Raw genomic sequence first — 21132 nt, 5'->3', positions numbered from 1 at the left:
CGCCGCACCCGCCCGGGACGGGGTGGAGGGGCGGGAAGGACTCATCCGCTTCTCGCGGATCCTGATTGCACGGTGCGCGGTCGGCGACGGCCGCTACTCCGCGTCCTCACGCCGAGTCCTTCCCGTCACCTCCATGGAACCACCGGCGGAACGGCGACGCGAACGCCGGTGGAGGGGCGTGGTCACGGGCACCACGCCCCGGCACCGGTGCCTCAGGCGGGCAGCAGGTCCTGGGGGACGCGCACCTGCCGCGGGGTGGAGAGCCGAAGCTCGATGATGTCCCGGACGGTCGGCCACTCCTCGTCGAGGATCGAGTAGAAGGCCGTGTCGCGGACGGCGCCGTCGAGGCCCCGGGAGTGGGCGCGGCGGATGCCTTCGCAGGTCGCTCCGAGGCGTTCGATGGCGATTCTGGAGCGGGTGTTGCGGGCGTCGGCGCGCATGGTGATGCGGCGGACGCCCCAGGCCTCGAAGGCGTGCCGGAGCATGAGGAACTTGGCCTCGGTGTTGATGCCGGTGCCCCGGGCGTCGCCGGCGATCCAGGTGTTGCCGATCTCGGCGGCGTCCGGGACGGCGGTCAGCGGATCGCCGTGGGGCATGCCGGGAACGGGCGGCCAGACCAGCGGGCCCCGCCAGTAGTCGAGTTCGAGGAAGCGGGTCGAGCCGATGACTCGCTCGTCGGCCGTACTGACCAGGGCGAAGGGCAGGCACCGGCCTGCCGCCTGATCGGTCAGGGCGCGGGCGACGTAGTCGAAGGCCGATTCCAGGCCGTCGGGGACGGGGGTGAAGGCGTAGGCCGATCGGTCCGCCCCGCCGGCCCGGGCGAGGGCTTCGGCGTGCCGCATCGCCAGCGGCTCCAGGCGCACGGAGCGCCCGGTCAGGAGAACAGGTACTGGCACGGATCCTCGGGTCTTTCACGGGCAGGGACGACTCCCGCCGCGGAGTGTCCGCGGCGGCAGCAGGAGGGGGTTCTCGCCCGGTGCCGGAGGTGTCGTGAGAACGACAAAACAGCAGGTAGAACGGTCCGTCACCTGGTGCGAGGAGGATCAGTATGCAGCCACAACCGCTCCGAGAACAGAACCCCGGGAGAACCCGCGTCCACGTGCGGGTGAAGCCTGCCGCAGGCCCCCTTCGAGCGGTCTCACGGGACGGACGGAGCCGCCCGCCAGTCGGACGGCCCGCCGGTTCAGACGCAGGTGGGATGGCCCCAGCCGTCGGCGTTCTTCGCGATCGTCTCGCCCTTGTCGTAGGCACGACCGCAACGGCAGCGGCCCGGGAATTTCGCGTTCAGGGTGCCGCCGTACGGACGAGTCCTGCGGGCGGATCCCCCAGCGCCGCTCGCGGAGCCCGTACGGGGCGCGGAGGAGCGCGTCCGGGGCGTGGAGGCGCGTGCGCCGGGCTCCGCCGGGGGCAGCTCGGAGCCGCCCTCGGAGCCGAGGGGCTCCTGGGTCCGGGCGGAGTGGCTGGCCGCGCGGTCGGCGGCGTCGTTGAGGGGGTCGCCGTCGACCTGGTGCGCGGGGACGTACACGAAGTCGACGTCCCGGCCGGTGAGCAGCGCGTCGATCCGTACGACCAGGTCCTTGTTGGCGACCGGGGTGCCGGAGGCGGTCTTCCAGCCCTTGCGGCGCCAGCCGGGGAGCCAGGTCGTGACGGCCTTCATGGCGTACTGCGAGTCCATCCGCACCTCGGCGGGCACGGCGGGGTCGAGCGCCTCCAGGAGGCGCTCCAGGGCCGTGAGTTCGGCCACGTTGTTGGTCGCCCGGCCGAGGGGGCCCGCCTCCCAGCGGTCGATCGCTCCGTCGGCGCGGCCGATGACCCATGCCCAGGCCGCGGGGCCGGGGTTTCCCTTCGACGCGCCGTCGCACGCCGCGATGATCTTCTCCACCATCCCACGATCCTGACACGGCCACGGGGTCGGGCCGACCCGACCCCGTGGCCGGGGAGGGTTCCCGGGCCGGTCAGAAGGCGCCGTAGTTGACCTGCCAGGTGGGGAGCCCCATCCGGCGCCAGAGGGCGACGACGCGGTCGCGGTCGTCCAGCGAGACCCGGACCGCGTACCGGTGGCGCACATGGGCGTCGAACAGCTCGGCCTTCACGAGGTCGTCGCCGCGGCCGTCGCCGGAGGCGCGCATCCACAGTTCGTCGTAGGGCACCTCGTGGCGGGCGAGCCAGCTCTCGGTGAGGGCCCGGTGGTCCTCGCTCCGCCCGGAGAGGAGGACGATCCGGTCGCGCTCGGAGTGCCGGAAGGCCCGCAGGGCGTCGCGCACGGAGGGGTTGACCAGATCGCGGTCGCAGCGGGTGAAGTCGTACGGGCCGCGGTCGACGCGCAGCGCGAGGGTGCCGTCGATGTCGCACATGACGGCGGTGGGGAGCGCCGGGTCGGGCACGTAGGGCTCGACGGCGGGGTGGTCGTTGAGCCAGTCCGCGGTCAGGCGCCAGCCGCCCCGGGTGGCCTTGGCGTGCTTCGCGGCGAGGATGCGGATGATCTCCTCGCCGACGGGCCGGTCGCGGGCGGCGTCGCGGCGGACGCACTCGTCGACGGGCACGCCGGTGAAGTCGTGGACGGCGAAGGTGGCCAGGCCGGCGACGGCCGCCTTGAGCCGCTTGGGGACGTGCGGGGTCAGATGGGTGTTGTCGACGACGACGTCGAAGCCGTCGTCGACGGCCGCGCGGACCGCCGCGTCCTGGATGCCGAGCACGGTCTGCTCGTGCGTGTGGGAGCGGCCGCGCTCCGTCGTCGCCGCCGGGAGGTCGAGCATGGCGCGGAGGTCGTCGAGGTTGACGCGGCGCACCCGGCCCTCGGCGGCGGCCTGGAGGGCGCGGGCGGCCGTCGTCTTCCCGGAGGCCGGGAGGCCGGTCATGAGGTGGACGACAGGCACGGTTTCAGTTCTCCTCGTCGTGGGCGAAGGGGTCGGTGGCCTCGGGGCGCACCTGACGCCAGACGAGGAGGTCGGTCGGGCGGCCGTCGAGGCGCAGGAAGAGGAGGGCGCGCAGGGCGTGGTCGGTGAGGCCCGTGGCGGCGCGGGCGAAGGCCGCCCGGTCGTCCGCGAGGTGGGCGAGGCGGGCGTACGTCTCGTCGACGACCCGCTCGCGGTCCGCCGCGGCCGTCTCGAGCCGGGTGATCACCTCGCGCACCCAGGCGTCGAACTCGTCGGGGACCTGTTCGAGGAGGGCGTCGAGGGGCTTGCCGCCGGAGGCTTCGACGTCGGTGACGGAGCAGCCGAGGCCCTTGGCCAGCTCGCCGGCCGGGAGGGCGGCGAAGCGCTGGATGCCGTGGCTGCGCCAGATGTCCCGCTCGGTGACGCCGGTGAGCACCTTGTGCAGGCGCACGTACTCGCTGAGCTTGGCCTTGGCGCGCAGGCCGGAGGCGAAGCGCAGGACGAAGCCCTCGGCGTCGGTGCCGGTGGCCGTGCGGCCGCCGGGGAGGGTGTTGGACTCGGTCAGGGCGACGAGCTCGGCGACGCGCATAGCGGGCCAGGCGCGGACGACGGAGCCGAGGGGGTGCCATCCCTCGGCGGCCTCGGCGAGCGGCAGCTCGGTGCCGTCGGGGCCGAAGGCGGCCAGCAGCACGAGGTCGCGGCGCTCACCGTAGTTCACGACGATGCGGTTGCCCGGGTAGACCATCTCGGCGAGGTAGGTGACGCCGGGGGTCAGGCCCGAGGTGTCGGCGGCGTCGAGGCGGCGCTGGGCCCAGGTGGCCTGGCCGCTGGTGAAGGAGCCCTTGGAGGCGACGTGCCAGCGGTCGGCGTAGTGGAAGACGACGGCGAGGCTGCCGTCGACCTTGTCGTACACCTCGAAGGGTTCGTCGGGCAGCGGGGGCGCGTAGGGGCGGCCGCCGGCGTGTTCGGAGAGGTTGAAGAACTTGGGGAGGGGGAGCGCGACGATCCGCCCGGTGGTGTCGTCGGCCACGAGTCCGCGGCACCGGGTGGTGGCCCGGTTCCAGTGCTGGGCGTACTGGCACGCGCGCGTGTACGTGTAGATCGACAGCGGCAGCTCGGGGTGGTGCTTGCGCGTGACGTGCCCGTCGGCGAGCGCGGCGGCGAGTTCGTCGGACGGCATCAGGTCGTGCAGAGTCAGGGTCTCCTGGCTCATGGGGTCCCTCCCGTGTGTTCGGTGATCCATTCTCGGGCGGGAAGGCCGGGCAGGACACCGAATTTCGCGGTGGGGCATGCGGGACGGGGTGCCGAGCGGGCTCCCCTATCCCGGGCGTGTCGGTGGTGCCCCGTAGACTCGCCGTCTGCCCGTCGGTGACGGAACCGGCCCAGACGAAGGAAGCGAGTCCCATGAATCACGCGGACGGCACGGCACCCATCTATGCCGAGCTCATACGGGAACGGGGGGACGTTCCCCGTGACGTCCGCCAGGTCGCCGAAGAGGTTCTGCGGGATCTGAGCCGTGTGATCCAGCTGCCTCCGCAGGGCCTCCAGGCGCCGCAGGGCTCCGTCGCGCACCCGGGCGCCCCCCACCCCGGTGCCGGCGGCCCGATGGGCATCGGCGGAGCCGGCGGCATGCTGGGCCAGGCCGGCGCCGTCGTCCCGCACCGCCCGATGCGCTGACCGCGTCCCGCGCACCGGTCCTGGGTTCCGGGGCCGTTGTCGGTGCCGTGCGTCATGCTGCCTTCCGGGGTGGCCCGGGTCGCGATGCGCTCGGGCCTCGTACGGTGACACGGAGGACGACGACATGGCCGAGGTACTGCTCTTCCACCACGCGCTCGGACTGACCGCGGGCGTCGAGGCGTTCGCCGAAGGGCTGCGGCGCGCCGGGCACACGGTGCACGTTCCCGATCTGTACGAGGGGCGGACGTTCGAGGACCTGGAGTCCGGCGGCCGGTATGCCCAGGAGATCGGGTTCGACACCCTCGTGGCGCGGGGCGAGCGGGCGGCCGAGGAGTTGCCCGAGGAGATGGTGTACGCCGGGTTCTCGCTGGGCGTGCTGCCCGCGCAGAAGCTGGCGCAGACCCGTTCCGGGGCCGCCGGAGCGCTGCTGTTGAGCGCCTGCGTACCGGTGACCGAGTTCGGCGCCGCCTGGCCGGAGGGCGTACCCGCGCAGGTGCACGGCATGGAGGCCGATCCGTACTTCGCTGGCGAGGGGGACCTGGCGGCGGCGCGCGAGCTGGTCGCGGGCGCCGGGGACCGGGAGCTGTTCCTGTACCCGGGGACGGCCCACCTGTTCGCGGAGCGCGGCACGCCGGACCACGTGCCGGAGGCGGCCGCGCTGTGCGCCGAGCGGGTGCTGCGCTTCCTGGACGGCCGCGAGGGGTGATCCCCGGGCGGGCCCGGGGACCTCGCGGTGGGGCCGGGTCAGCCGATCGGTGGACCCGCGGGTCGGCCGTTCGGCCGGATCCGACGGGCCGCGCGGTGGACCGTGCGGACGCGGGTGCGGGCGGAGGATCGGGGCAGGGCGCGGACCCCGGCGGGGCCGTCCGCGCGGTCGCCGTACCGAGGAGTCCGTCATGCCGAAGTTCCGCCGCCCGTCCCGTGCCACCCGGGTGCTCCTGCCCGGCGCGGTGGCCGTGGTCCTGCTCGCGGGCTGTGCCCAGGGCTCGGGCGGGACGGCCGCCGCCACCGGTACGAAGGCGACCGCCACGACCTCCCCCACGGCCGGGCAGCCCACCCGGGCCACCCCCGGCACCGTGACGCCGGACCCGCGCGGGGCGGTCGCCCCGGGCGCACTCCTCGTCACCGACTTCGGCTCCGACACGGTCACCTTCGTCGACCCCGCACGGGGCGCCACCGGTTCCGTACGGGTCGGCACCGCGCCGTACGGTCTGGTCGTCGGTGCGGACGGGCGGGCCTGGGTGGCGACCGCCGAGGGCGTGGCGGTCGTCGACACGGCGAGCCGCGCACGCCTCGCGCTGATCCCGTACCGGACGGCCACCGGGCCGGCGACCTCGGGCGAGTACCGGGGCGGCGGCATGGGCATCGCCCTCGCGCCGGACGGACGCCGGGTGTACGTGGGGGTCAACGTGCCCGGCGGAAACGGCGCCTTGGAGGTCATCGACACGGCGACGCTGAAGGTCACGGACACCGTCCCGGTCGGCCGGCGCCCCTTCGACGTGGACGTCTCGCGGGACGGCGCCGAGGTGTACGCGACGAACCACGACTCCTTCGACGTCACGGTGGTCACGGCGCGGACGCTGGAGCCGCGCCGGATCGAGGTCGCCCCGTACGGCACGGAGGGCGGGCTCGGTTCCTGGCTCAAGCCCCACTACACGGCCGTGCGGCCCTCGGACGGAAAGCTCCTGCTGCCCTTCGAGGGCGAGCGGCTCGCCGTGGTCGACCCCCGGACGGGCCGGACGACGATCGAGCCGATGACCGCGAACACCCACCAGCACGGCGCGACCGTGACCGCGGACGGGACGCTGCTGGCCGTCGGCACCGGGCCGATCGACCCCGACGGGGACCGCGGACCGTCCCTGACGGTGCGCGCGCCGGGCGGCGCTGAGCGGGTCTACCCGCTGGAGGGCCCGCACGAGAGCGTGGCCGTGTCGCGGGACGGCCGCACCGCCTATGTGACGGGTGGATTCACCCGGAGCGGGTACTGGGACGGTCTGACGGTCGTGGACCTCGGCACGGGCGACACACGACGCCTTGTCGCGGGCTCACGGCCCCTGGGGATCGCGGTCCTCTGAGGCGCCACGGCGCCGTGCCGCCGCAGCGCCTCGGCGCCGGGACGGCAGGGCACCGAAGAGACGGGGCCTCAGGGCACCGAGGAGCGATCCGTCAGCAATCACGATAAAAAGGGTGGACCAACGCGCATTTCGGAAGGGCGGACAGCGTGACGCGACCGAGGATTCTCGTAGTGGGCGCCGGATTCGCCGGAGTGGGCTGTGTGCGGCGGCTCGAACGGCGGCTTACCGAGCGGGAGGCGGAGGTCACGCTCCTTTCGCCGTTCTCGTACCAGCTCTATCTGCCACTGCTCCCCCAGGTGGCCGCGGGGGTGCTGACCCCGCAGTCGGTCGCGCTGTCCCTGCGGCGCAGCCAGCGGCACCGGACCCGGATCGTCCCGGGCGGTGTCGTCGGGATCGACACGGCGGCGAAGGTCTGCGTGGTGCGGACGATCTCCGGCGAGTACGTGAACGAGCCGTACGACCATCTCGTCCTGGCGCCCGGCAGTGTGACCCGCAGCTTCGACATCCCGGGGCTCGCCGAGCACGCGCGCGGGATGAAGACGCTCGCGGAGGCCGTGTACATCCGCGACCACGTCATCGCCCAGCTGGACCTGGCGGACGCGAGCAACGACGAGGAGGAGCGGGCCGCGCGGCTGCGGTTCGTGGTGGTCGGCGGAGGTTACGCGGGGACGGAGACGGCGGCCTGTCTCCAGCTGCTCACCCAGAACGCGGTCAAGCGGTACCCCCGGCTCGACCCCGACCTGATCAAATGGCATCTGGTGGACATCGCGCCGAAGTTGATGCCCGAGCTGGGAGACAAGCTCGGCGCCGCCGCCCTGTCGATCCTGACCCGGCGCGGCATCGAGGTGTCGCTGGGCGTGTCGGTGGCCTCGGTCGACGAGAAGACGGTGACGCTCACGGACGGGCGGGTGCTGCCGAGCCGGACGCTGATCTGGACGGCCGGTGTGGCCGCGAGTCCGCTGATGGGCACGCTCGGCACGGAGACCCTCCGGGGCCGGCTCGTCGTCTCGGCGGAGATGAACGTGCCGGGGCTCGACGGGGTGTGGGCGCTCGGCGACGCGGCGGCGGTCCCCGATCTCGCCAAGGGCGAGGCGGGGGCGATCTGCCCGCCTACGGCGCAGCACGCGATGCGGCAGGGCAAGGCCCTCGCCGACAACCTGGTGGCGACCCTGCGGAACGAGCGGACCCACCCGTACACGCACAAGGACCTGGGGCTCGTGGTGGACCTGGGCGGCATGGACGGCGTGTCGAAGCCGCTCGGTGTCGAGCTGCACGGGGCCCCCGCCCAGGCCGTGGCCCGCGGCTACCACTGGGCGGCGCTGCGGACCAACGTGGCCAAGACCCGGGTGATGACGAACTGGCTGCTCAACGCCGTCGCGGGCGACGACTACGTACGGACCGGGTTCCTGGCCTCGAAGGCGGGGACGCTGCGGGACTTCGAGTACACCGACGCGTACCTGACGCCGGAGCAGGTCCGCAGCCACACCGCCTCGTTCCGCGGGGCGGTCGGGACGGGCGGCCGGAACTGACGCGTGCGGCGCCGGGGTTGTTCTCCCCGGCGCCGCACGGGCCCTCAGCGGGCGAGTTCGGCGGCCGGCCCCATGACCACAACCGGCTCCGCGGCCGGATCGAGGGCGCGCAGCAGTTCGCGCAGCGCCTCTCGCTCCAGGGCGATGCAGGCCTGGGTCGGTCCGCCGTGGTCGACGTGGATCCAGACACCGCCGCCCTTCTCCTCACCGAGGGGGCGTTCCTTGTCGAGCGGCGTGCGGCCCGGCACCCGGTTGTAGTCGATCGCGATCACGTGATCGAAGGAGCCTTCCAGGGGCTCCCCGGAGAAGCCGGTACCGCTGATGTCGAACTCCTCGTCCTGGTCGTACGGGAGCCGGGAGCCGGGGTCGGGCAGCAGGCCGCCCGCGTCGCCGATGCGGAAGACGCCGATCGGGGTGCGCAGATCACCGGCGGTGTGGTCGGCGGTCCAGCCCTGGAGGGCGTTGTGGGCGGCCCACGGCCCGGCGGCCTTGGTCCAGCGACCGGCCGGGTCGCGACGGTACAAGGTGGCGGTGGCCCGGTGGGAGTCGGCCGTGGCACCGGTCACGACGAGGGCCTGGGTGGTGGCGTCCGGCACGTGGGCGTGGGTGGCGGGGCCGACGCCGGGGAGCCGGGGCGCGGGGACCGGGGCGGAGGCGAGGTCGTTGGCGGCCGTGCCGGGTGGGCCCGGGGCGGGGCGGCTGTCGCCGGCGGCGGACGCGGACGGCGAGGTGCGGGCGGTGGGCGCGGGTGGGACGGGGCTCGCGCAGCCGCTGAGCAACAGGGCCGCGCACAGTGTGCCGGCGCTCAGCAGCGCGGGAGCGCCCTTGCGGACGGGCATGGGACGGCATCCTCCTGGCCGGGGGCAGTGCAGCGATCCGTACCCGCTCGACGGGCGGCGCTGCCGCCACGACCGCGCCGTCACTCGTACGGACGCGCCCGCCCCTCCCCCGTACGGACGCGCCCGCCGCTTCCCCGCACGGACGCCTCCCTCGAGGAAAGGGGTTGACCGGTCGCGTGGGGCGGGCTTTCCTGCGGAGATGAGTGATCTTCGTATCGAACGGGCGCGGACCGAGGAGCAGCTCGCCGACTGGCGGGCCGTGCACAACACGATCATCCCGACGGCGGTGCTCTCCCCCGAGGAGGTGCGGGAGCGCGCGGGCCGGAACCGGTTGGACGTCGCGTACCTCGGGGAGGTGGCGGTGGGCTGTTCGACGGTGCGTCCGCCGGACGAGGAGACCCCGGCGGCGACCGTGATCGCACGGACGCTGCCCGGGTACCGGGGGCGGGGTTTCGGTACGGCGCTGTACGAGCGGGGGCTCGCGTACGCGCGGACGCTGAGCGACGAGGGCGTGGAGACGGTGGTTCTCGCCTCGAACGAGGAGGGTCTGCGCTTCGCCCGCGCGCGCGGCTTCACGGAGGTGGAGCGGTACGTCCTGCCGGGCGACACGATCGCGTTCGTGGCGCTGCGCCTGGCCTGACGCACGCGTTTCTGACGGCTCGTCAGTCGATTGCGTCGCGGGTCTGGGAACCTTCGGGGCCCGGCGCTACCCTCCGCGCATGATTCGGACGGTGGTGTGGGGTACCGGGAACGTCGGGCGCGCGGCCATTCGCGCCGTGGACGCCCATCCGGGTCTCGAGCTCGCGGCCGTGCTCGTGTCCGACCCGGCCAAGGTGGGGCGTGACGCGGGCCGGCTCGCGGGGCTCGGGCGCGATCTCGGGGTGGCGGCGGGCGACGACGTCGGCGCGGTGCTCGACGGGCGGCCTGGGGCGGTGGTGTACGCGGCCTCCGGCGACACCCGGCCCGACGGGGCGCTCGCCGACGTGGCGCGGGCGGTGGCGGCGGGTGCGGTGGTGGTGACGCCCGCGCTGTACCCGCTGTACGACCAGCGCAACGCGCCGCCCGAGTTCCGGGATCCGGTGCTCGCGGCGGTCGCCGAGGGGGGCGGCTCGCTCTTCGTCTCGGGCGTCGATCCCGGCTGGGGCAACGACGTACTGCCGCTCCTGGTGAGCGGGCTCGCCGCCACGGTGGACGTTATCCGCTGCCAGGAGATCTTCGACTACTCCACGTACGAGCAGGAGGAGTCGGTCCGCGAACTGGTCGGGATGGGCCGGCCGATGGCGTACGAACCGCCCATGCTGTGGCCCTCGGTGCCGACCATGATCTGGGGCGGGCAGATACGCCTGATGGCCCGCGCGCTCGGGGCCGAACTCGACGAGATCCGCGAGACGCTGGAGCGACGCCCGCTGGAGTCCACCGTGACGACGCGGAGCATGGGCGTCTTCGAGGCGGGGACGCAGGGGGCGGTCCGCTTCGAGGTGCAGGGGATCGTCGGCGGGGAGCCCCGCATCGTGATCGAGCACGTCACCCGGATCCACCCCTCATGCGCGCCGGACTGGCCGGTGCCGCCGGACGGGGCGGGCGCGCACCGGGTCGTCGTCGAGGGGAGTCCCCGGATCGAGGTGACGGTGGCGGCGACGGACGAGTGCGAGAACCGGTCGGCGGGCGGGAACGCCACGGCGGTGGGACGGCTCGTCGGGGCGATCGAGTGGCTGGCGGCGGCGGAGCCGGGACTGTACGACGCGCTGGACGTGCCGCTGCGGCCGGCGGTCGGGAAGCTGGGAAGGAGACCGCGGTGATCATCGACATTCCCGAGGGCCAGGAGCCGATCGGGTACGTATGGGGCGACATGGTCCCGGAAATCGGGACGGCGGCGGCGAACTTCTCGCTGTCGGTGTACGCGCACACGACCCTGGGGCTGCGCGAGTTCGAGGCGGCGCGGCTGCGGATCGCACAGATCAACGGCTGCGGCTTCTGTCTGGACTGGCGTACCGACCGGGACGGGGTGAAGGTCGAGGAGGGGTTCGAGGAGCTCGTCGCGGGCTGGCGCGAGACGGAGGTCTCGGAGGCCTTCGACGAGCGGACGCGGCTCGCCGCCGAGTACGCGGAGCGGTACGCGCTCGACCACCACGGCCTCGACGAGGAGTTCTGGGCGCGGATGACGGCGCGGTACAGCCAGGCGGAGATCGTGGAGCTGACGATGAGCCTGGGGTCGTGGCTGGCCTTCGGGCGGCTCAACCGGGTGCTCGGCCTCGACACGGTGTGCGTGCTGCCGACGCGCTGAGGACCGCGAGAGGGGCCGGCCGGGGTTCCGGCCGGCCCCTCTCGCGTACGCGGGGTCAGAGGTCCTCGGCGATGATCCGTTCGATGTTGCGTTCGGCGAGGGCCGTGATGGTGACGAACGGGTTGACGCTGGTGTTGCCGGGGATCAGGGAGCCGTCGATGACGTACAGGCCGGTGTAGCCGTGGAGTCGGCCGTGGTTGTCGGTCGCCCGGTCGAGGACGGCGCCGCCGAGCGGGTGGTAGGTGAGGTGGTCGCCCCAGATCTTGTACGCGCCGAAGAGGTCGGTGCGGTAGATCGTCCCCTCCTTGGCGTTGATCTTGTCGAAGATGGTTCTGGCGGCGTCGATGGAGGTCTGTTTCCAGGCCCTGTCCCAGCTCAGGTCGACCTTCCCCGTGGCCGCGTTCCAGGTGAACTCGGCGCGGTGCGGGGTCTTGGTGATGGACAGGTAGAACGAGGCGTAGGTCTCGATGCCGGTGGGCAGCGGGGCGACCTCGGCGAAGGCGCCGCCCGCGTCCCAGTTGTCGATGCCGGCGGTGGGCATGGCCGACTGGAGCTTGCCGGTCGGGTCCCACATGTGGTTGGCGCGCCCGCACATGACGTTGCCGTTGTCGCCCCAGCCCTTGCCGATCTGGTCGTTGAGGGCGGGCAGCGCGCCGGTGGCCTTGAGGCGGGTGAGGAGCTTGCTGGTGCCGACGCTGCCGGCGGCGAAGAACACCTTGTCGGCGGTGACGGTCTTGCTCGTGAGGGTGGCGCCGGTGGTGTCGATCTGGTCGATGGAGACGGTGTAACCGCCGCCGGGCGCCGGGGTGACGGAGGTGACCTTGTGCAGGGCGGAGACGGTGACGCGGCCGGTCGCCGCGGCCTGGGCCAGGTAGGTCTTCTGAAGGTTCTTCTTGCCGTGGTTGTTGCCGTAGATGACCTCGCCTTCGAGGGCGGACTTGGGGACGTCCCCCGCGAGTTCCTGCTTCATGTACTCCCAGTCGTAGACGTTGGGCACGAAGACGAAGGGGAAGCCGGAACGCTCGGCGTGCTTGCGGCCGACGCGGGCGTACTGGTAGCAGGAGGCGCTCTCCCACCAGGCCTGGTCGACGGCGGTCACGCCGAGTCCGGCGTTGGCGCGCGGGTAGTACCTGGCGTACATCTCCGCCGCGTCGACGGTGGGGAGGACGGCGGCGAAGTTCTCGCGGCGCGGGGTGACGGCCATGCCGCCGTTGACGAGGGAGCCGCCGCCGACGCCCCGGCCCTGGTAGACGGTGATGCCGGCGAAGTCCTCGGCGTCCAGGATGCCGGTGTGACGGGGCACGTCCTTGTCGAGGGGGAAACCGAGGAAGTTGCTGAGGGGCTGCTTGGTGCGGGTCCGCAGCCAGAAGGAGCGGTAGTCGGGCCGCGTGGTGTTGGCGAAGACCTTGCCGTCGGGCCCGGGGGTGTCCCAGGCCATCCCCATCTCGATCATGTGGACGTGGACCCCGGCGCGGGCGAGGCGGAGCGCGGCGACGGAGCCGCCGTATCCGGTGCCGACGACGAGTGCCGGGACGTGGGCGCCGGTGGGGATCGGGGTGGTGGCGAGGCGCGTCTCGGCGTGGGCCGGGGTGGCCTGTCCGACGAGGGCGGCGGCACCGAGAAGAGAACCTGTTCCCGCGAGGAACCGGCGGCGGCTGACACCGCCGGTTCTCTTGGCGGGCAAGGGGTGTTCACTCATGTGATGTTCCTCACTCGTGAGCGAATGGGAACATGTTCTACTGTCGCCCGTCGGGGAAGTCACGTTAAACCGACGGGTAACTTCTGTGCGGACGCGCCGCCCGAGCGGTCAGGCCGAGGTCATGCCGGGCGCTCCCGTGAGGCGCTCGGGGGTCAGGAGCTCGGCGAGCCGCTGGGCGGGCAGCAGGCCCTTCTCCACGGTGAGTTCGACGACCCCCCGGCCGGTGGCCAGTGCCTCCTGGGCGATGGCCGTGGCGGCGGTGTAGCCGAGGTACGGGTTGAGTGCCGTGGCGAGACCGATGGAGTTCTCCACGGCGGCCCGGAGTGCCTCGGTGTTGGCGGTGATGCCCGTGACGCAGCGCTCGGCGAGCGTGAGGCAGGCGGCGCGCAGCGAGAGCATGCTCTTCGAGAGGGCGTGGAAGATCACCGGCTCGAAGGCGTTGAGCTGGAGCTGTCCCGCCTCGGCCGCCATGGTGATGGTGATGTCGTTGCCGATCACCTCGAAGGCCACCTGGTTGACGACCTCGGGGATCACCGGGTTGACCTTGCCGGGCATGATGCTGGAACCGGCCTGCACCGGCGGCAGGTTGATCTCGCCGAGGCCCGCGCGCGGCCCCGAGGAGAGCAGCCGCAGGTCGTTGCAGGTCTTGGAGAGCTTGACCGCGATCCGCTTGAGGACGCCGGAGAGCTGGACGAAGGCGCCGCAGTCCTGGGTGGCCTCGATGAGGTTGGCGGAGGTCACGAGCGGCAGGCCGGTCAGCTCCGCGAGCCTGCGGCGGGCGGTCTCGGCGTAGCCGGGGGCGGCGTTGAGGCCGGTGCCGATGGCGGTGGCCCCGAGGTTGATCTCGTGGATGAGCTCGATCGCCTCGGCGAGCCGTCCGCGGTCCTCCTCCAGCATCACGGCGTACGTGGAGAACTCCTGGCCCAGCGTCATGGGCACCGCGTCCTGGAGCTGGGTGCGGCCCATCTTCACGACCTCGCGGAACTCCAGGGCCTTGGCGGCGAAGGCGTCCTGGAGGACGGCCATGGCCTTGAGGAGCTCACGGCCGGCGCCGATCGCCGCGATCCGGATCGCGGTCGGGTAGACGTCGTTGGTGGACTGGCCGAGGTTGACGTCCTCGTTGGGGTGGAGCCGGGCGTAGTCGCCCTTGGTGTGGCCGAGGAGTTCCAGGGCCCGGTTGGCGACGACCTCGTTGGCGTTCATGTTGGTGGAGGTGCCCGCACCGCCCTGGACGACGTCCACGACGAACTGGTCGTGGAGGTGTCCCGCACGGATCTCCCGGCAGGCCCCGGCGATGGCGTCGGCCTTGTCGGAGGACAGCAGGCCGAGTTCCTCGTTGGCGCGGGCGGCGGCCTCCTTGACGGCGGCGAGCGCGTCGATGAGCAGCGGGTAGACCGATATGGGCGTCCCCGTGATGGCGAAGTTCTCGGTGGCGCGCAGGGTGTGGACGCCCCAGTAGGCGTCGGCGGGGACGTCCCGGTCGCCGAGCAGATCGTGCTCGCGGCGGACGGGAACGTCGTGCGGGGCCGGTGCGGGGATCATGAGGGGCCGTCCTTGGGGAGAGGAGGGGGTGGGGTGCGGGAGGTGCGCGGCGCCGGAGCGCCCGTCCGGTGGCCACGCGTGCGCGTACGGCCCCGGCGGCCGGTTCCGGGCAGGGCGAAGCCGCCGGGCGGGCCCGGCGGGCGCGGTGCGCCGATGGGGGAGGTTGATTCCGGCTCGCGGGCGGGCCGGGGGGGTGCTCCGTCCGCGAGCCGGGGTTCGGGGGATGTGCCGGGTCGGCGAGTGTTTCTCGGACCCTAGGCCCGGCTGGCGACCGCGGAGGCCGAGCGGGAGCCGCCGGTGGCGAGGGCCGGTTCGGCGCGGACGGGTCCTTCGAGGAGGCGGCGCAGGAGAGCCGTGCCGCGGGCGGGGTCGCCCGCGGCGGTGGCACCTTCGGCGAGCAGCGTGGCGAGGAGGGCGATCCTCGCCTGGCCGGCCCGGAGGGTGCCCGTGAGCAGGGCGCCGGCGGCGACGAGGTCGACCGCGCCGCCGCCGGTGTAGATCTCGGCCAGCGGGCCCGCGGGGACGCGGGTGGTGACGGCGACGAGGACACCCTGGGCGACCGCGTCCGCCACGGCGGCGGCGATCTCGGGGGTGGCGTTGCCCGCGCCGGTGGCGACGAGGACGATGCCCCGGGCGCCGGCGGAGACGGCCGCGTTCAGGAGGAAGGGGTCGCCGTCTGCGTGGTGGGTGATGATGTCGACCCTGGGCAGCGGGGTGGCGTCGGGGCCGGTGGCCCCGGGTATCGCGGTGTGCGCGGCGGCCGGCAGGGGCAGCGGGGCGGGGCGCTCCGGCTGCCGCTCGATGTCGACGCGGGAGAACCCGACGCGGCCGAGGCGCTCGGCGGAGGGGTCGGAGAAGGCGTCGGCGGCCAGGGTCTGGGTCTTCACGGTGCCGCGCGCCGCGTGGACGCGTCCGTCGAAGACGACGAGGACGCCGAGGTCGCGGACGGAGGCGGCGACCTGGAGCGCGTCGTAGAGGTTGCCGGGGCCGTCACCGTCGCCGGTGCCGAAGGGGCGCTGGGCGCCGGTGAGGACGACCGGCCGGGAGTCGGCGTGGTGGAGGTCGAGGAAGAAGGCCGTCTCCTCCAGGGTGTCGGTCCCGTGGGTGACGACGATGCCGTCGACGCCGGGGTCCGCGAAGGTCTCGTGGACGGTACGGAGAAGGGCGAGCTGGTGGGCCGAGGTCATCCGGGAGCTGTTCACGTTGAACAGGTCGACGACCTCGACGGTGACGTCCTCGGGGAGGGGCGCGGTGGCCAGGACGTCGTCGCCCGAGGCGTCCGCCGCGTAACCGGTGCCCTGCCAGCGGCTGGCGATCGTGCCGCCGGTGCTGATGACGACGATCCGGCGTGCCCCTCCGTCGTTCGTCCGCTTCATGCCTGCCGTCCTTACTCCGTGCCCATTTCTCCTGCGCCGCAACAATAGGACAGGGAGCGCGCAAGACGATTGCGAAATCAGCCCCTCGCCTGTTCCGTCGTGGTGGATAATTGCGCCATGGACCTGATTGATCTCCACATCTTGCGCGAGCTCCAGAATGACGGCCGGCTGAGCAACCAGGAGCTGGCCCAGCGGGTCGGACTCAGCCCCTCCCCCTGTCTGCGCCGAGTGCGCCAGCTGGAGCAGGACGGGGTGATCCAGGGCTACCGGGCGATCATCGACCCGGAGGCGGTGGGGCGCGGCTTTGAGGTCCTCGTCTCGGTGGAGGTGCGGCGGGACCGTGAGACGGTGGAGGCCTTCGAGGAGGCGCTGCAGGACGTGCCGGACGTGATCGAGGCGTACCGGCTGTTCGGCAGCCCCGGCTGCCTGCTCCGGATCGCGGTGGCGGACCTCGCGGCGTACGAGCGGCTCTGGATCGAGCGCCTGACGACGCTGGCCGGGGTCACCGAGGTCAACTCGCAGATCATCATGAAGCGCATCAAGGAGCCCAAGGGGATGCCGGTGGACGTCCGGGGCGGCGCCTGAGGATCCCGGCGCCCCGAGGTCGCGCCCTATGCCGGAACGTCACGCAACAGCCTCCTCCCCGTTACATGACAGGTACCTGACCTGTGCCACCCTCCCGGATGACACGAAGTCAACACGCGTAGATGACGGCGGCGTTGAGCCTGCGCCCGTCACCCCGCGCGTGCCGTCCCCGGGAAAGGGCCCCCCATGTCCGTTGTGCGGATCGGCAGATGGAAGGCGTGGGCGGCGGCCGTGGCCGCCACCCTCGTCGGCGTCACGCTCCCCGCGGTCACCGCGACCCCCGCGAGCGCCACGACCACCGCGTACGACGCCACCTACTACCAGAACGCGATAGGCAAGACCGGCGCGAGCCTCAAGTCCTCGCTGCACACCATCATCAGCAGCCAGAGCAAGATCTCGTACGACGCGGTCTGGAACGCGCTGAAGACGACCGACCAGGACCCGAGCAACACCAACAACGTCATCCTGCTCTACAGCGGGGTCTCGCGCGCCAAGTCCCTCAACGGCGGCTCCACGGGCAACTGGAACCGCGAGCACACCTGGGCCCAGTCCCACGGCGACTTCGGCACGTCGGCCGGCCCCGGCACCGACCTGCACCATCTGCGCGCCTGTGACGTGCAGGTCAACAGCACCCGCGGCAACAAGGACTGGGACAACGGCGGCAGCGCGGTCAGCGGCGCGCCCGGCAGTTACACGGACAGCGACTCCTTCGAGCCGCGCGACGCGGACAAGGGCGACGTCGCCCGGATGATCCTCTACATGGCCGTCCGCTACGAGGGCGGGGACGGCTGGCCCGACCTGGAGCCCAACGAGTCGTCCGCCAACGGCGGCGTCCCCTTCCACGGCCGCCTCGCGATCCTGAAGCAGTGGAACGAGCAGGATCCGCCGAGCACCTTCGAAGAGCGCCGCAACGACGTCATCTACACCACCTACCAGCACAACCGGAACCCGTTCATCGACCACCCGGAGTGGGTCGAGGCGATCTGGTAGTCCGGGCGCCACGGAAGGGACGGAGCCGGGCCGGGCTCGTGACAGCCGGCCCGGCTCCCGTCGTGTCGACCCCTACACCTGACCGCTCCCGGCGCCTTCAAACACGAAATCCCGGATGTTCTCACGTTTTTGAGAGACGGCATCTCACAGTCCAGATGCGTTATCCATCCGTTATAAACGGTCATTTTGACCGTTTATAACCGCATTTGCCGATCGGTCAGAGGTGGATTCCTCACACCGAGAGCACCGACGCACCTATCACGCCTGCCTCATCCGGAACAAGACCCCAGCCCGAGGAAGTTCCGCGATCTGCTCGGTAACTTCGGCGCCCATGACCACTGCCCCCCTGACATCCCTGGTCGGCGGCCTCTCCGTCGGCCGCCCCGAGATCGCGGACGGCGCCGAACTCTGGCGGATCGCGCGCGGCTCGGGAGAACTCGACCTCAACTCGCCGTACAACTACCTGCTGTGGTGCCGTGACTTCGCCGACACGACCGCCGTCGCCCGTGACGCCTCCGGGCGAGCGGTCGGCTTCGTCACCGGATACCTGCGGCCCGACGCACCCGGGACGCTCTTCGTCTGGCAGGTCGCCGTGGAGGGTTCGCACCGTGGAACCGGGGTAGCCGGGACCCTGCTCGACGCTCTGTCCGCCCGAGTCGCGGACGAGCACGGACTCGACCGGCTGGAGGCGACCGTCACACCGGGGAACCTGGCGTCCGACCGGATGTTCCGGTCCTACGCCCGCCGGCACGGGGCGGACCTCACACGCGAGGTCCTCTTCCCGTCCGCCTCCTTCCCCGTGGCGGGCCACGAGGCCGAGGTGCTCTACCGCATCGGCCCCCTCGCACCCCCGGCGTACTGAGAGCCGCGCGTTCCGAGCACGCACCGCACCACTCCCCCCGCACCACACCCTGGAGAAGAGACTCCGTGACCCTGACCGACATCGCCGCCCCCTCCGTCTTCGAGACCGTCGAATCGGAGGTCCGCAGCTACTGCCGTGCCTGGCCCGTCGTCTTCGAGCGCGCCAGCGGCAGCCGGCTGTACGACGAGGACGGCCGCCCGTACCTCGACTTCTTCGCCGGGGCGGGCTCGCTCAACTACGGCCACAACAACCCGGTGCTCAAGCGCGCCCTCCTCGACTACCTGGCCGACGACGGCATCACCCACGGCCTCGACATGTCGACGACCGCCAAACGCACCTTCCTCGAGACCTTCCGCACCACGGTGCTGGAGCCCCGCGCCCTGCCCTACAAGGTGATGTTCCCGGGCCCCACCGGCACCAACGCGGTGGAGGCCGCCCTCAAGCTGGCCCGCAAGGTCACGGGACGCCAGACGGTCGTCTCCTTCACCAACGCCTTCCACGGCATGTCGCTCGGCTCGCTCGCCGTCACGGGCAACGCCGCCAAGCGCGCCGGAGCGGGCGTCCCGCTGCACCACGCCGCCCGGATGCCCTTCGACGACTACCTCGACGGTCAGGTCACCGACTTCCTCTGGTTCGAGCGGCTCCTGGACGACACCGGCTCCGGCCTCGACCACCCGGCGGCCGTGATCGTCGAGACCGTCCAGGGCGAGGGCGGCATCAACGTCGCACGGGCCGAGTGGCTGCGCGGCCTGGCGGAGCTCTGCCGCCGGCACGACATGCTCCTCATCGTCGACGACATCCAGATGGGCTGCGGGCGCACCGGCGACTTCTTCTCCTTCGAGGAGGCGGGCATCACGCCCGACATCGTCACCCTGTCCAAGTCCATCAGCGGCTACGGACTGCCCATGTCCCTCTGCCTGTTCCGCCCGGAACTCGACCTGTGGGAGCCCGGCGAGCACAACGGCACCTTCCGCGGCAACAACCCCGCCTTCGTCACCGCCACCGCCGCCCTCGACGCCTACTGGCGCGACGGCGCCCTCCGCGAGCGCACCCTGAACCGGGCCGACCGGGTCGAGCGCGCCCTGCTCGACCTGTGCGGCGACGACGGCCGGACGGCCCTGTCGTCGCGCGGGCGCGGCCTGGTGTGGGGCCTGGAGTTCGCGGACGGCGAGCGCGCCGAGGCCGTGTGCCGACGGGCCTTCGAGATCGGCCTGCTCCTGGAGACGTCGGGGCCGCGTGGCGAGGTCGTCAAGCTGCTGCCGCCGCTGACCGCGACGGACGACGAACTCGACGAGGGCCTCGGCATGCTGGCCCGCTCCGTACGCCACACCGCCTGAGACCCCACCCGAAGATCCACCCGAAAGGCCATCGCCCATGATCGTCCGCACCTTCGACGAGCTGGAGAACACCGAGCGGCACGTTCGCGCCGCGTCCGGGACCTGGGAGAGCAAGCGCATCGTGCTGGCCCGTGAGCGGGTCGGCTTCTCCCTCCACGAGACGGTGCTGTACGCCGGCACCGAGACCTCCATGTGGTACGCCCACCACGTCGAGGCCGTCGTCTGCACCGCCGGCGAGGCCGAGCTCACCGACCACGAGTCCGGCCGCACGTACACGATCCTGCCCGGAACGATGTACCTGCTCGACGGGCACGAGCGCCACACCCTCAAGGTCAAGCGGGACTTCCGCTGCCTGTGCGTGTTCAACCCGCCCGTCACCGGGCGCGAGGACCACGACGAGAACGGCGTCTACCCGCTCCTGACGGAACCCGCGCCCGAATCCGAGCCCGGCCAGGCCTGAGACCGGCCCGCGCCCCCGACGAGTCCGTACACGAAAGGAAGCACCCCGTTCCATGACCTCCGCACCCACCCGTCCCGTCGACCTCTACCCCACCCGCGGCGCCCGGGAGGAACTCATCGGGCGCAAGGACCCCGTCGTGTGGTCCGAGCCCGGCACTCCCGGCCCCTTCTGGGCCCGGGAGCTGGAGGAGTACGACCGCGACGGCTTCGTCACGGTGGACGAGCTCGTCACCCCGGACGAGGTCGAGGAGCTCCGCGCCGAGCTGGACCGGCTCGTCGCCGACCCCGCCATACGCGCGGACGAGCGGGCCGTCGTCGAGCCCCGCTCCCAGGAGATCCGCTCCGTCTTCGAGGTGCACCGCATCAGCGAGGTCTTCCGCCGGCTGGCCGAGGACCCCCGGATCGTCGGGCGGGCCCGCCAGATCCTCGGCTCCGACGTCTACGTCCACCAGTCGCGGGTCAACGGCAAGCCCGGCTTCGGCGCCAGCGGCTTCTACTGGCACTCCGACTTCGAGACCTGGCACGCCGAGGACGGTCTGCCGCGGATGCGGACCGTGTCGGTCTCCATCGCGCTGACGCCGAACCACACCACCAACGGCAGCCTGATGATCATGCCCGGCTCGCACCGCACCTTCCTCGGCTGCGCGGGCGAGACGCCCAAGGACAACTACAAGCAGTCGCTCCGGATGCAGGACGCGGGTACGCCGTCCGACGAAGCGCTCACCACCTTCGCCGAAGCCTGCGGCATCCGGCACTTCACGGGCCCGGCGGGCTCGGCCACCTGGTTCGACTGCAACGCCCTGCACGGTTCGGGTGACAACATCACCCCGTACCCCCGGAGCAATGTGTTCCTCGTCTTCAACAGCGTCGAGAACGCTCCCGAGGCGCCCTTCGCCGCCCCGGTCCCGCGCCCCTCCTTCATCGCGGCCCGCCCGGCGGACCTGGCCTGACGCGGAGACCGGACGACCAGCGAGGGGCGCGCCCAGGTCCACGAGGGCGCGC

The 21132-nt window shown here is 72.4% G+C and carries 21 protein-coding genes; 13 read left to right on the top strand and 8 right to left on the bottom strand.

Translation table 11 applies throughout. From position 1 onward, the window contains the following. Positions 1-212: 212 nt before the first annotated feature. From ACZ51I_RS13435 to ACZ51I_RS13420, 4 genes are all read right to left on the bottom strand, one after another. Positions 213-896: a GNAT family N-acetyltransferase gene (locus ACZ51I_RS13435; RefSeq protein WP_468874929.1), complete on the bottom strand. Its 684-nt coding sequence runs from the start codon at positions 894-896 to the stop codon at positions 213-215. A gap of 287 nt (positions 897-1183) precedes the next feature. Next, positions 1184-1885 (bottom strand): ribonuclease H family protein, encoded by a 702-nt coding sequence (locus ACZ51I_RS13430; RefSeq protein WP_468874927.1) that lies wholly within the window; start codon positions 1883-1885, stop codon positions 1184-1186. A gap of 70 nt (positions 1886-1955) precedes the next feature. Continuing rightward, positions 1956-2876, bottom strand: coding sequence for a phosphatase domain-containing protein (locus ACZ51I_RS13425; protein ID WP_468874924.1), 921 nt, complete (start codon positions 2874-2876; stop codon positions 1956-1958). Positions 2877-2880: 4 nt separating this feature from the next. Then, a complete protein-coding gene (locus ACZ51I_RS13420) occupies positions 2881-4089 on the bottom strand; it encodes an RNA ligase (RefSeq protein WP_468874922.1) in 1209 nt (402 codons plus the stop codon). A gap of 191 nt (positions 4090-4280) precedes the next feature. On the opposite strand from ACZ51I_RS13420, the gene ACZ51I_RS13415 reads away from it, so the two are divergent. The 4 genes from ACZ51I_RS13415 (at position 4281) to ACZ51I_RS13400 (ending at position 8157) form a co-directional block, all read left to right on the top strand. Further along, positions 4281-4553, top strand: coding sequence for a hypothetical protein (locus ACZ51I_RS13415; RefSeq protein ID WP_468874919.1), 273 nt, complete (start codon positions 4281-4283; stop codon positions 4551-4553). Between the two features lie 124 nt (positions 4554-4677). Next, positions 4678-5259 (top strand): dienelactone hydrolase family protein, encoded by a 582-nt coding sequence (locus ACZ51I_RS13410; protein ID WP_468874917.1) that lies wholly within the window; start codon positions 4678-4680, stop codon positions 5257-5259. 190 nt (positions 5260-5449) lie between these two features. Next, positions 5450-6628 carry a YncE family protein gene (locus ACZ51I_RS13405; RefSeq protein WP_468874914.1) on the top strand — a complete coding sequence of 393 codons (1179 nt, stop codon included), beginning with the start codon at positions 5450-5452 and terminating at the stop codon, positions 6626-6628. Positions 6629-6774: 146 nt separating this feature from the next. Next, positions 6775-8157, top strand: coding sequence for an NAD(P)/FAD-dependent oxidoreductase (locus tag ACZ51I_RS13400; RefSeq protein WP_468874912.1), 1383 nt, complete (start codon positions 6775-6777; stop codon positions 8155-8157). 44 nt (positions 8158-8201) lie between these two features. Here the strand turns inward: ACZ51I_RS13400 and ACZ51I_RS13395 are convergent, their stop codons facing one another. Next, positions 8202-8996 (bottom strand): L,D-transpeptidase family protein, encoded by a 795-nt coding sequence (locus ACZ51I_RS13395; RefSeq protein WP_468874910.1) that lies wholly within the window; start codon positions 8994-8996, stop codon positions 8202-8204. A 199-nt stretch (positions 8997-9195) separates the two neighbouring features. Here ACZ51I_RS13395 and ACZ51I_RS13390 point away from each other — a divergent pair, with 199 nt between their 5' ends. From ACZ51I_RS13390 to ACZ51I_RS13380, 3 genes are all read left to right on the top strand, one after another. Continuing rightward, a complete protein-coding gene (locus tag ACZ51I_RS13390; RefSeq protein ID WP_468874908.1) occupies positions 9196-9636 on the top strand; it encodes a GNAT family N-acetyltransferase in 441 nt (146 codons plus the stop codon). Positions 9637-9715: 79 nt separating this feature from the next. Beyond that, on the top strand, positions 9716-10795 hold the full coding sequence (locus ACZ51I_RS13385) for an NAD(P)H-dependent amine dehydrogenase family protein (RefSeq protein WP_468874906.1): 1080 nt from the start codon (positions 9716-9718) through the stop codon (positions 10793-10795). Continuing rightward, on the top strand, positions 10792-11280 hold the full coding sequence (locus ACZ51I_RS13380) for a carboxymuconolactone decarboxylase family protein (RefSeq protein WP_468874903.1): 489 nt from the start codon (positions 10792-10794) through the stop codon (positions 11278-11280). The genes ACZ51I_RS13385 and ACZ51I_RS13380 overlap by 4 nt, the downstream gene beginning before the upstream one ends. 55 nt (positions 11281-11335) lie before the next feature. Here ACZ51I_RS13380 and ACZ51I_RS13375 read toward each other — a convergent pair whose 3' ends face one another. The 3 genes from ACZ51I_RS13375 to ACZ51I_RS13365 all read right to left on the bottom strand — a co-directional run bounded on the left by ACZ51I_RS13375 (position 11336) and on the right by ACZ51I_RS13365 (position 15897). Further along, complete coding sequence (locus ACZ51I_RS13375; RefSeq protein ID WP_468874901.1) at positions 11336-12979, bottom strand: GMC oxidoreductase; 1644 nt, start codon at positions 12977-12979, stop codon at positions 11336-11338. A 108-nt stretch (positions 12980-13087) separates the two neighbouring features. After that, positions 13088-14521 carry an aspartate ammonia-lyase gene (locus tag ACZ51I_RS13370; RefSeq protein WP_468874899.1) on the bottom strand — a complete coding sequence of 478 codons (1434 nt, stop codon included), beginning with the start codon at positions 14519-14521 and terminating at the stop codon, positions 13088-13090. Positions 14522-14775: 254 nt separating this feature from the next. Further along, entirely contained in the window at positions 14776-15897 is a 1122-nt protein-coding gene (locus ACZ51I_RS13365; protein WP_468874897.1) for an asparaginase, read from the bottom strand. Between the two features lie 117 nt (positions 15898-16014). Here ACZ51I_RS13365 and ACZ51I_RS13360 point away from each other — a divergent pair, with 117 nt between their 5' ends. The 6 genes from ACZ51I_RS13360 to thpD all read left to right on the top strand — a co-directional run bounded on the left by ACZ51I_RS13360 (position 16015) and on the right by thpD (position 21080). Continuing rightward, entirely contained in the window at positions 16015-16482 is a 468-nt protein-coding gene (locus ACZ51I_RS13360) for an Lrp/AsnC family transcriptional regulator (protein ID WP_468874895.1), read from the top strand. Between the two features lie 186 nt (positions 16483-16668). Beyond that, positions 16669-17472: an endonuclease I family protein gene (locus tag ACZ51I_RS13355; protein WP_468874893.1), complete on the top strand. Its 804-nt coding sequence runs from the start codon at positions 16669-16671 to the stop codon at positions 17470-17472. A 331-nt stretch (positions 17473-17803) separates the two neighbouring features. Then, entirely contained in the window at positions 17804-18334 is a 531-nt protein-coding gene (gene ectA, locus ACZ51I_RS13350; protein ID WP_468874890.1) for a diaminobutyrate acetyltransferase, read from the top strand. Between the two features lie 71 nt (positions 18335-18405). Continuing rightward, a complete protein-coding gene (gene ectB / locus ACZ51I_RS13345) occupies positions 18406-19671 on the top strand; it encodes a diaminobutyrate--2-oxoglutarate transaminase (RefSeq protein WP_468875631.1) in 1266 nt (421 codons plus the stop codon). Between the two features lie 37 nt (positions 19672-19708). Further along, positions 19709-20131, top strand: coding sequence for an ectoine synthase (locus tag ACZ51I_RS13340; RefSeq protein WP_468874888.1), 423 nt, complete (start codon positions 19709-19711; stop codon positions 20129-20131). Between the two features lie 52 nt (positions 20132-20183). Next, positions 20184-21080, top strand: a complete 897-nt coding sequence (gene thpD, locus ACZ51I_RS13335) for an ectoine hydroxylase (protein ID WP_468874885.1) — start codon at positions 20184-20186, stop codon at positions 21078-21080. The last annotated feature ends 52 nt before the right edge of the window (positions 21081-21132 follow it).

The organism is Streptomyces sp. NPDC034084 (assembly GCF_055575535.1).
The sequence above is the reverse complement of the archived record's forward strand: the minus strand, read 5'-3'. Positions and strand labels throughout refer to the sequence as shown.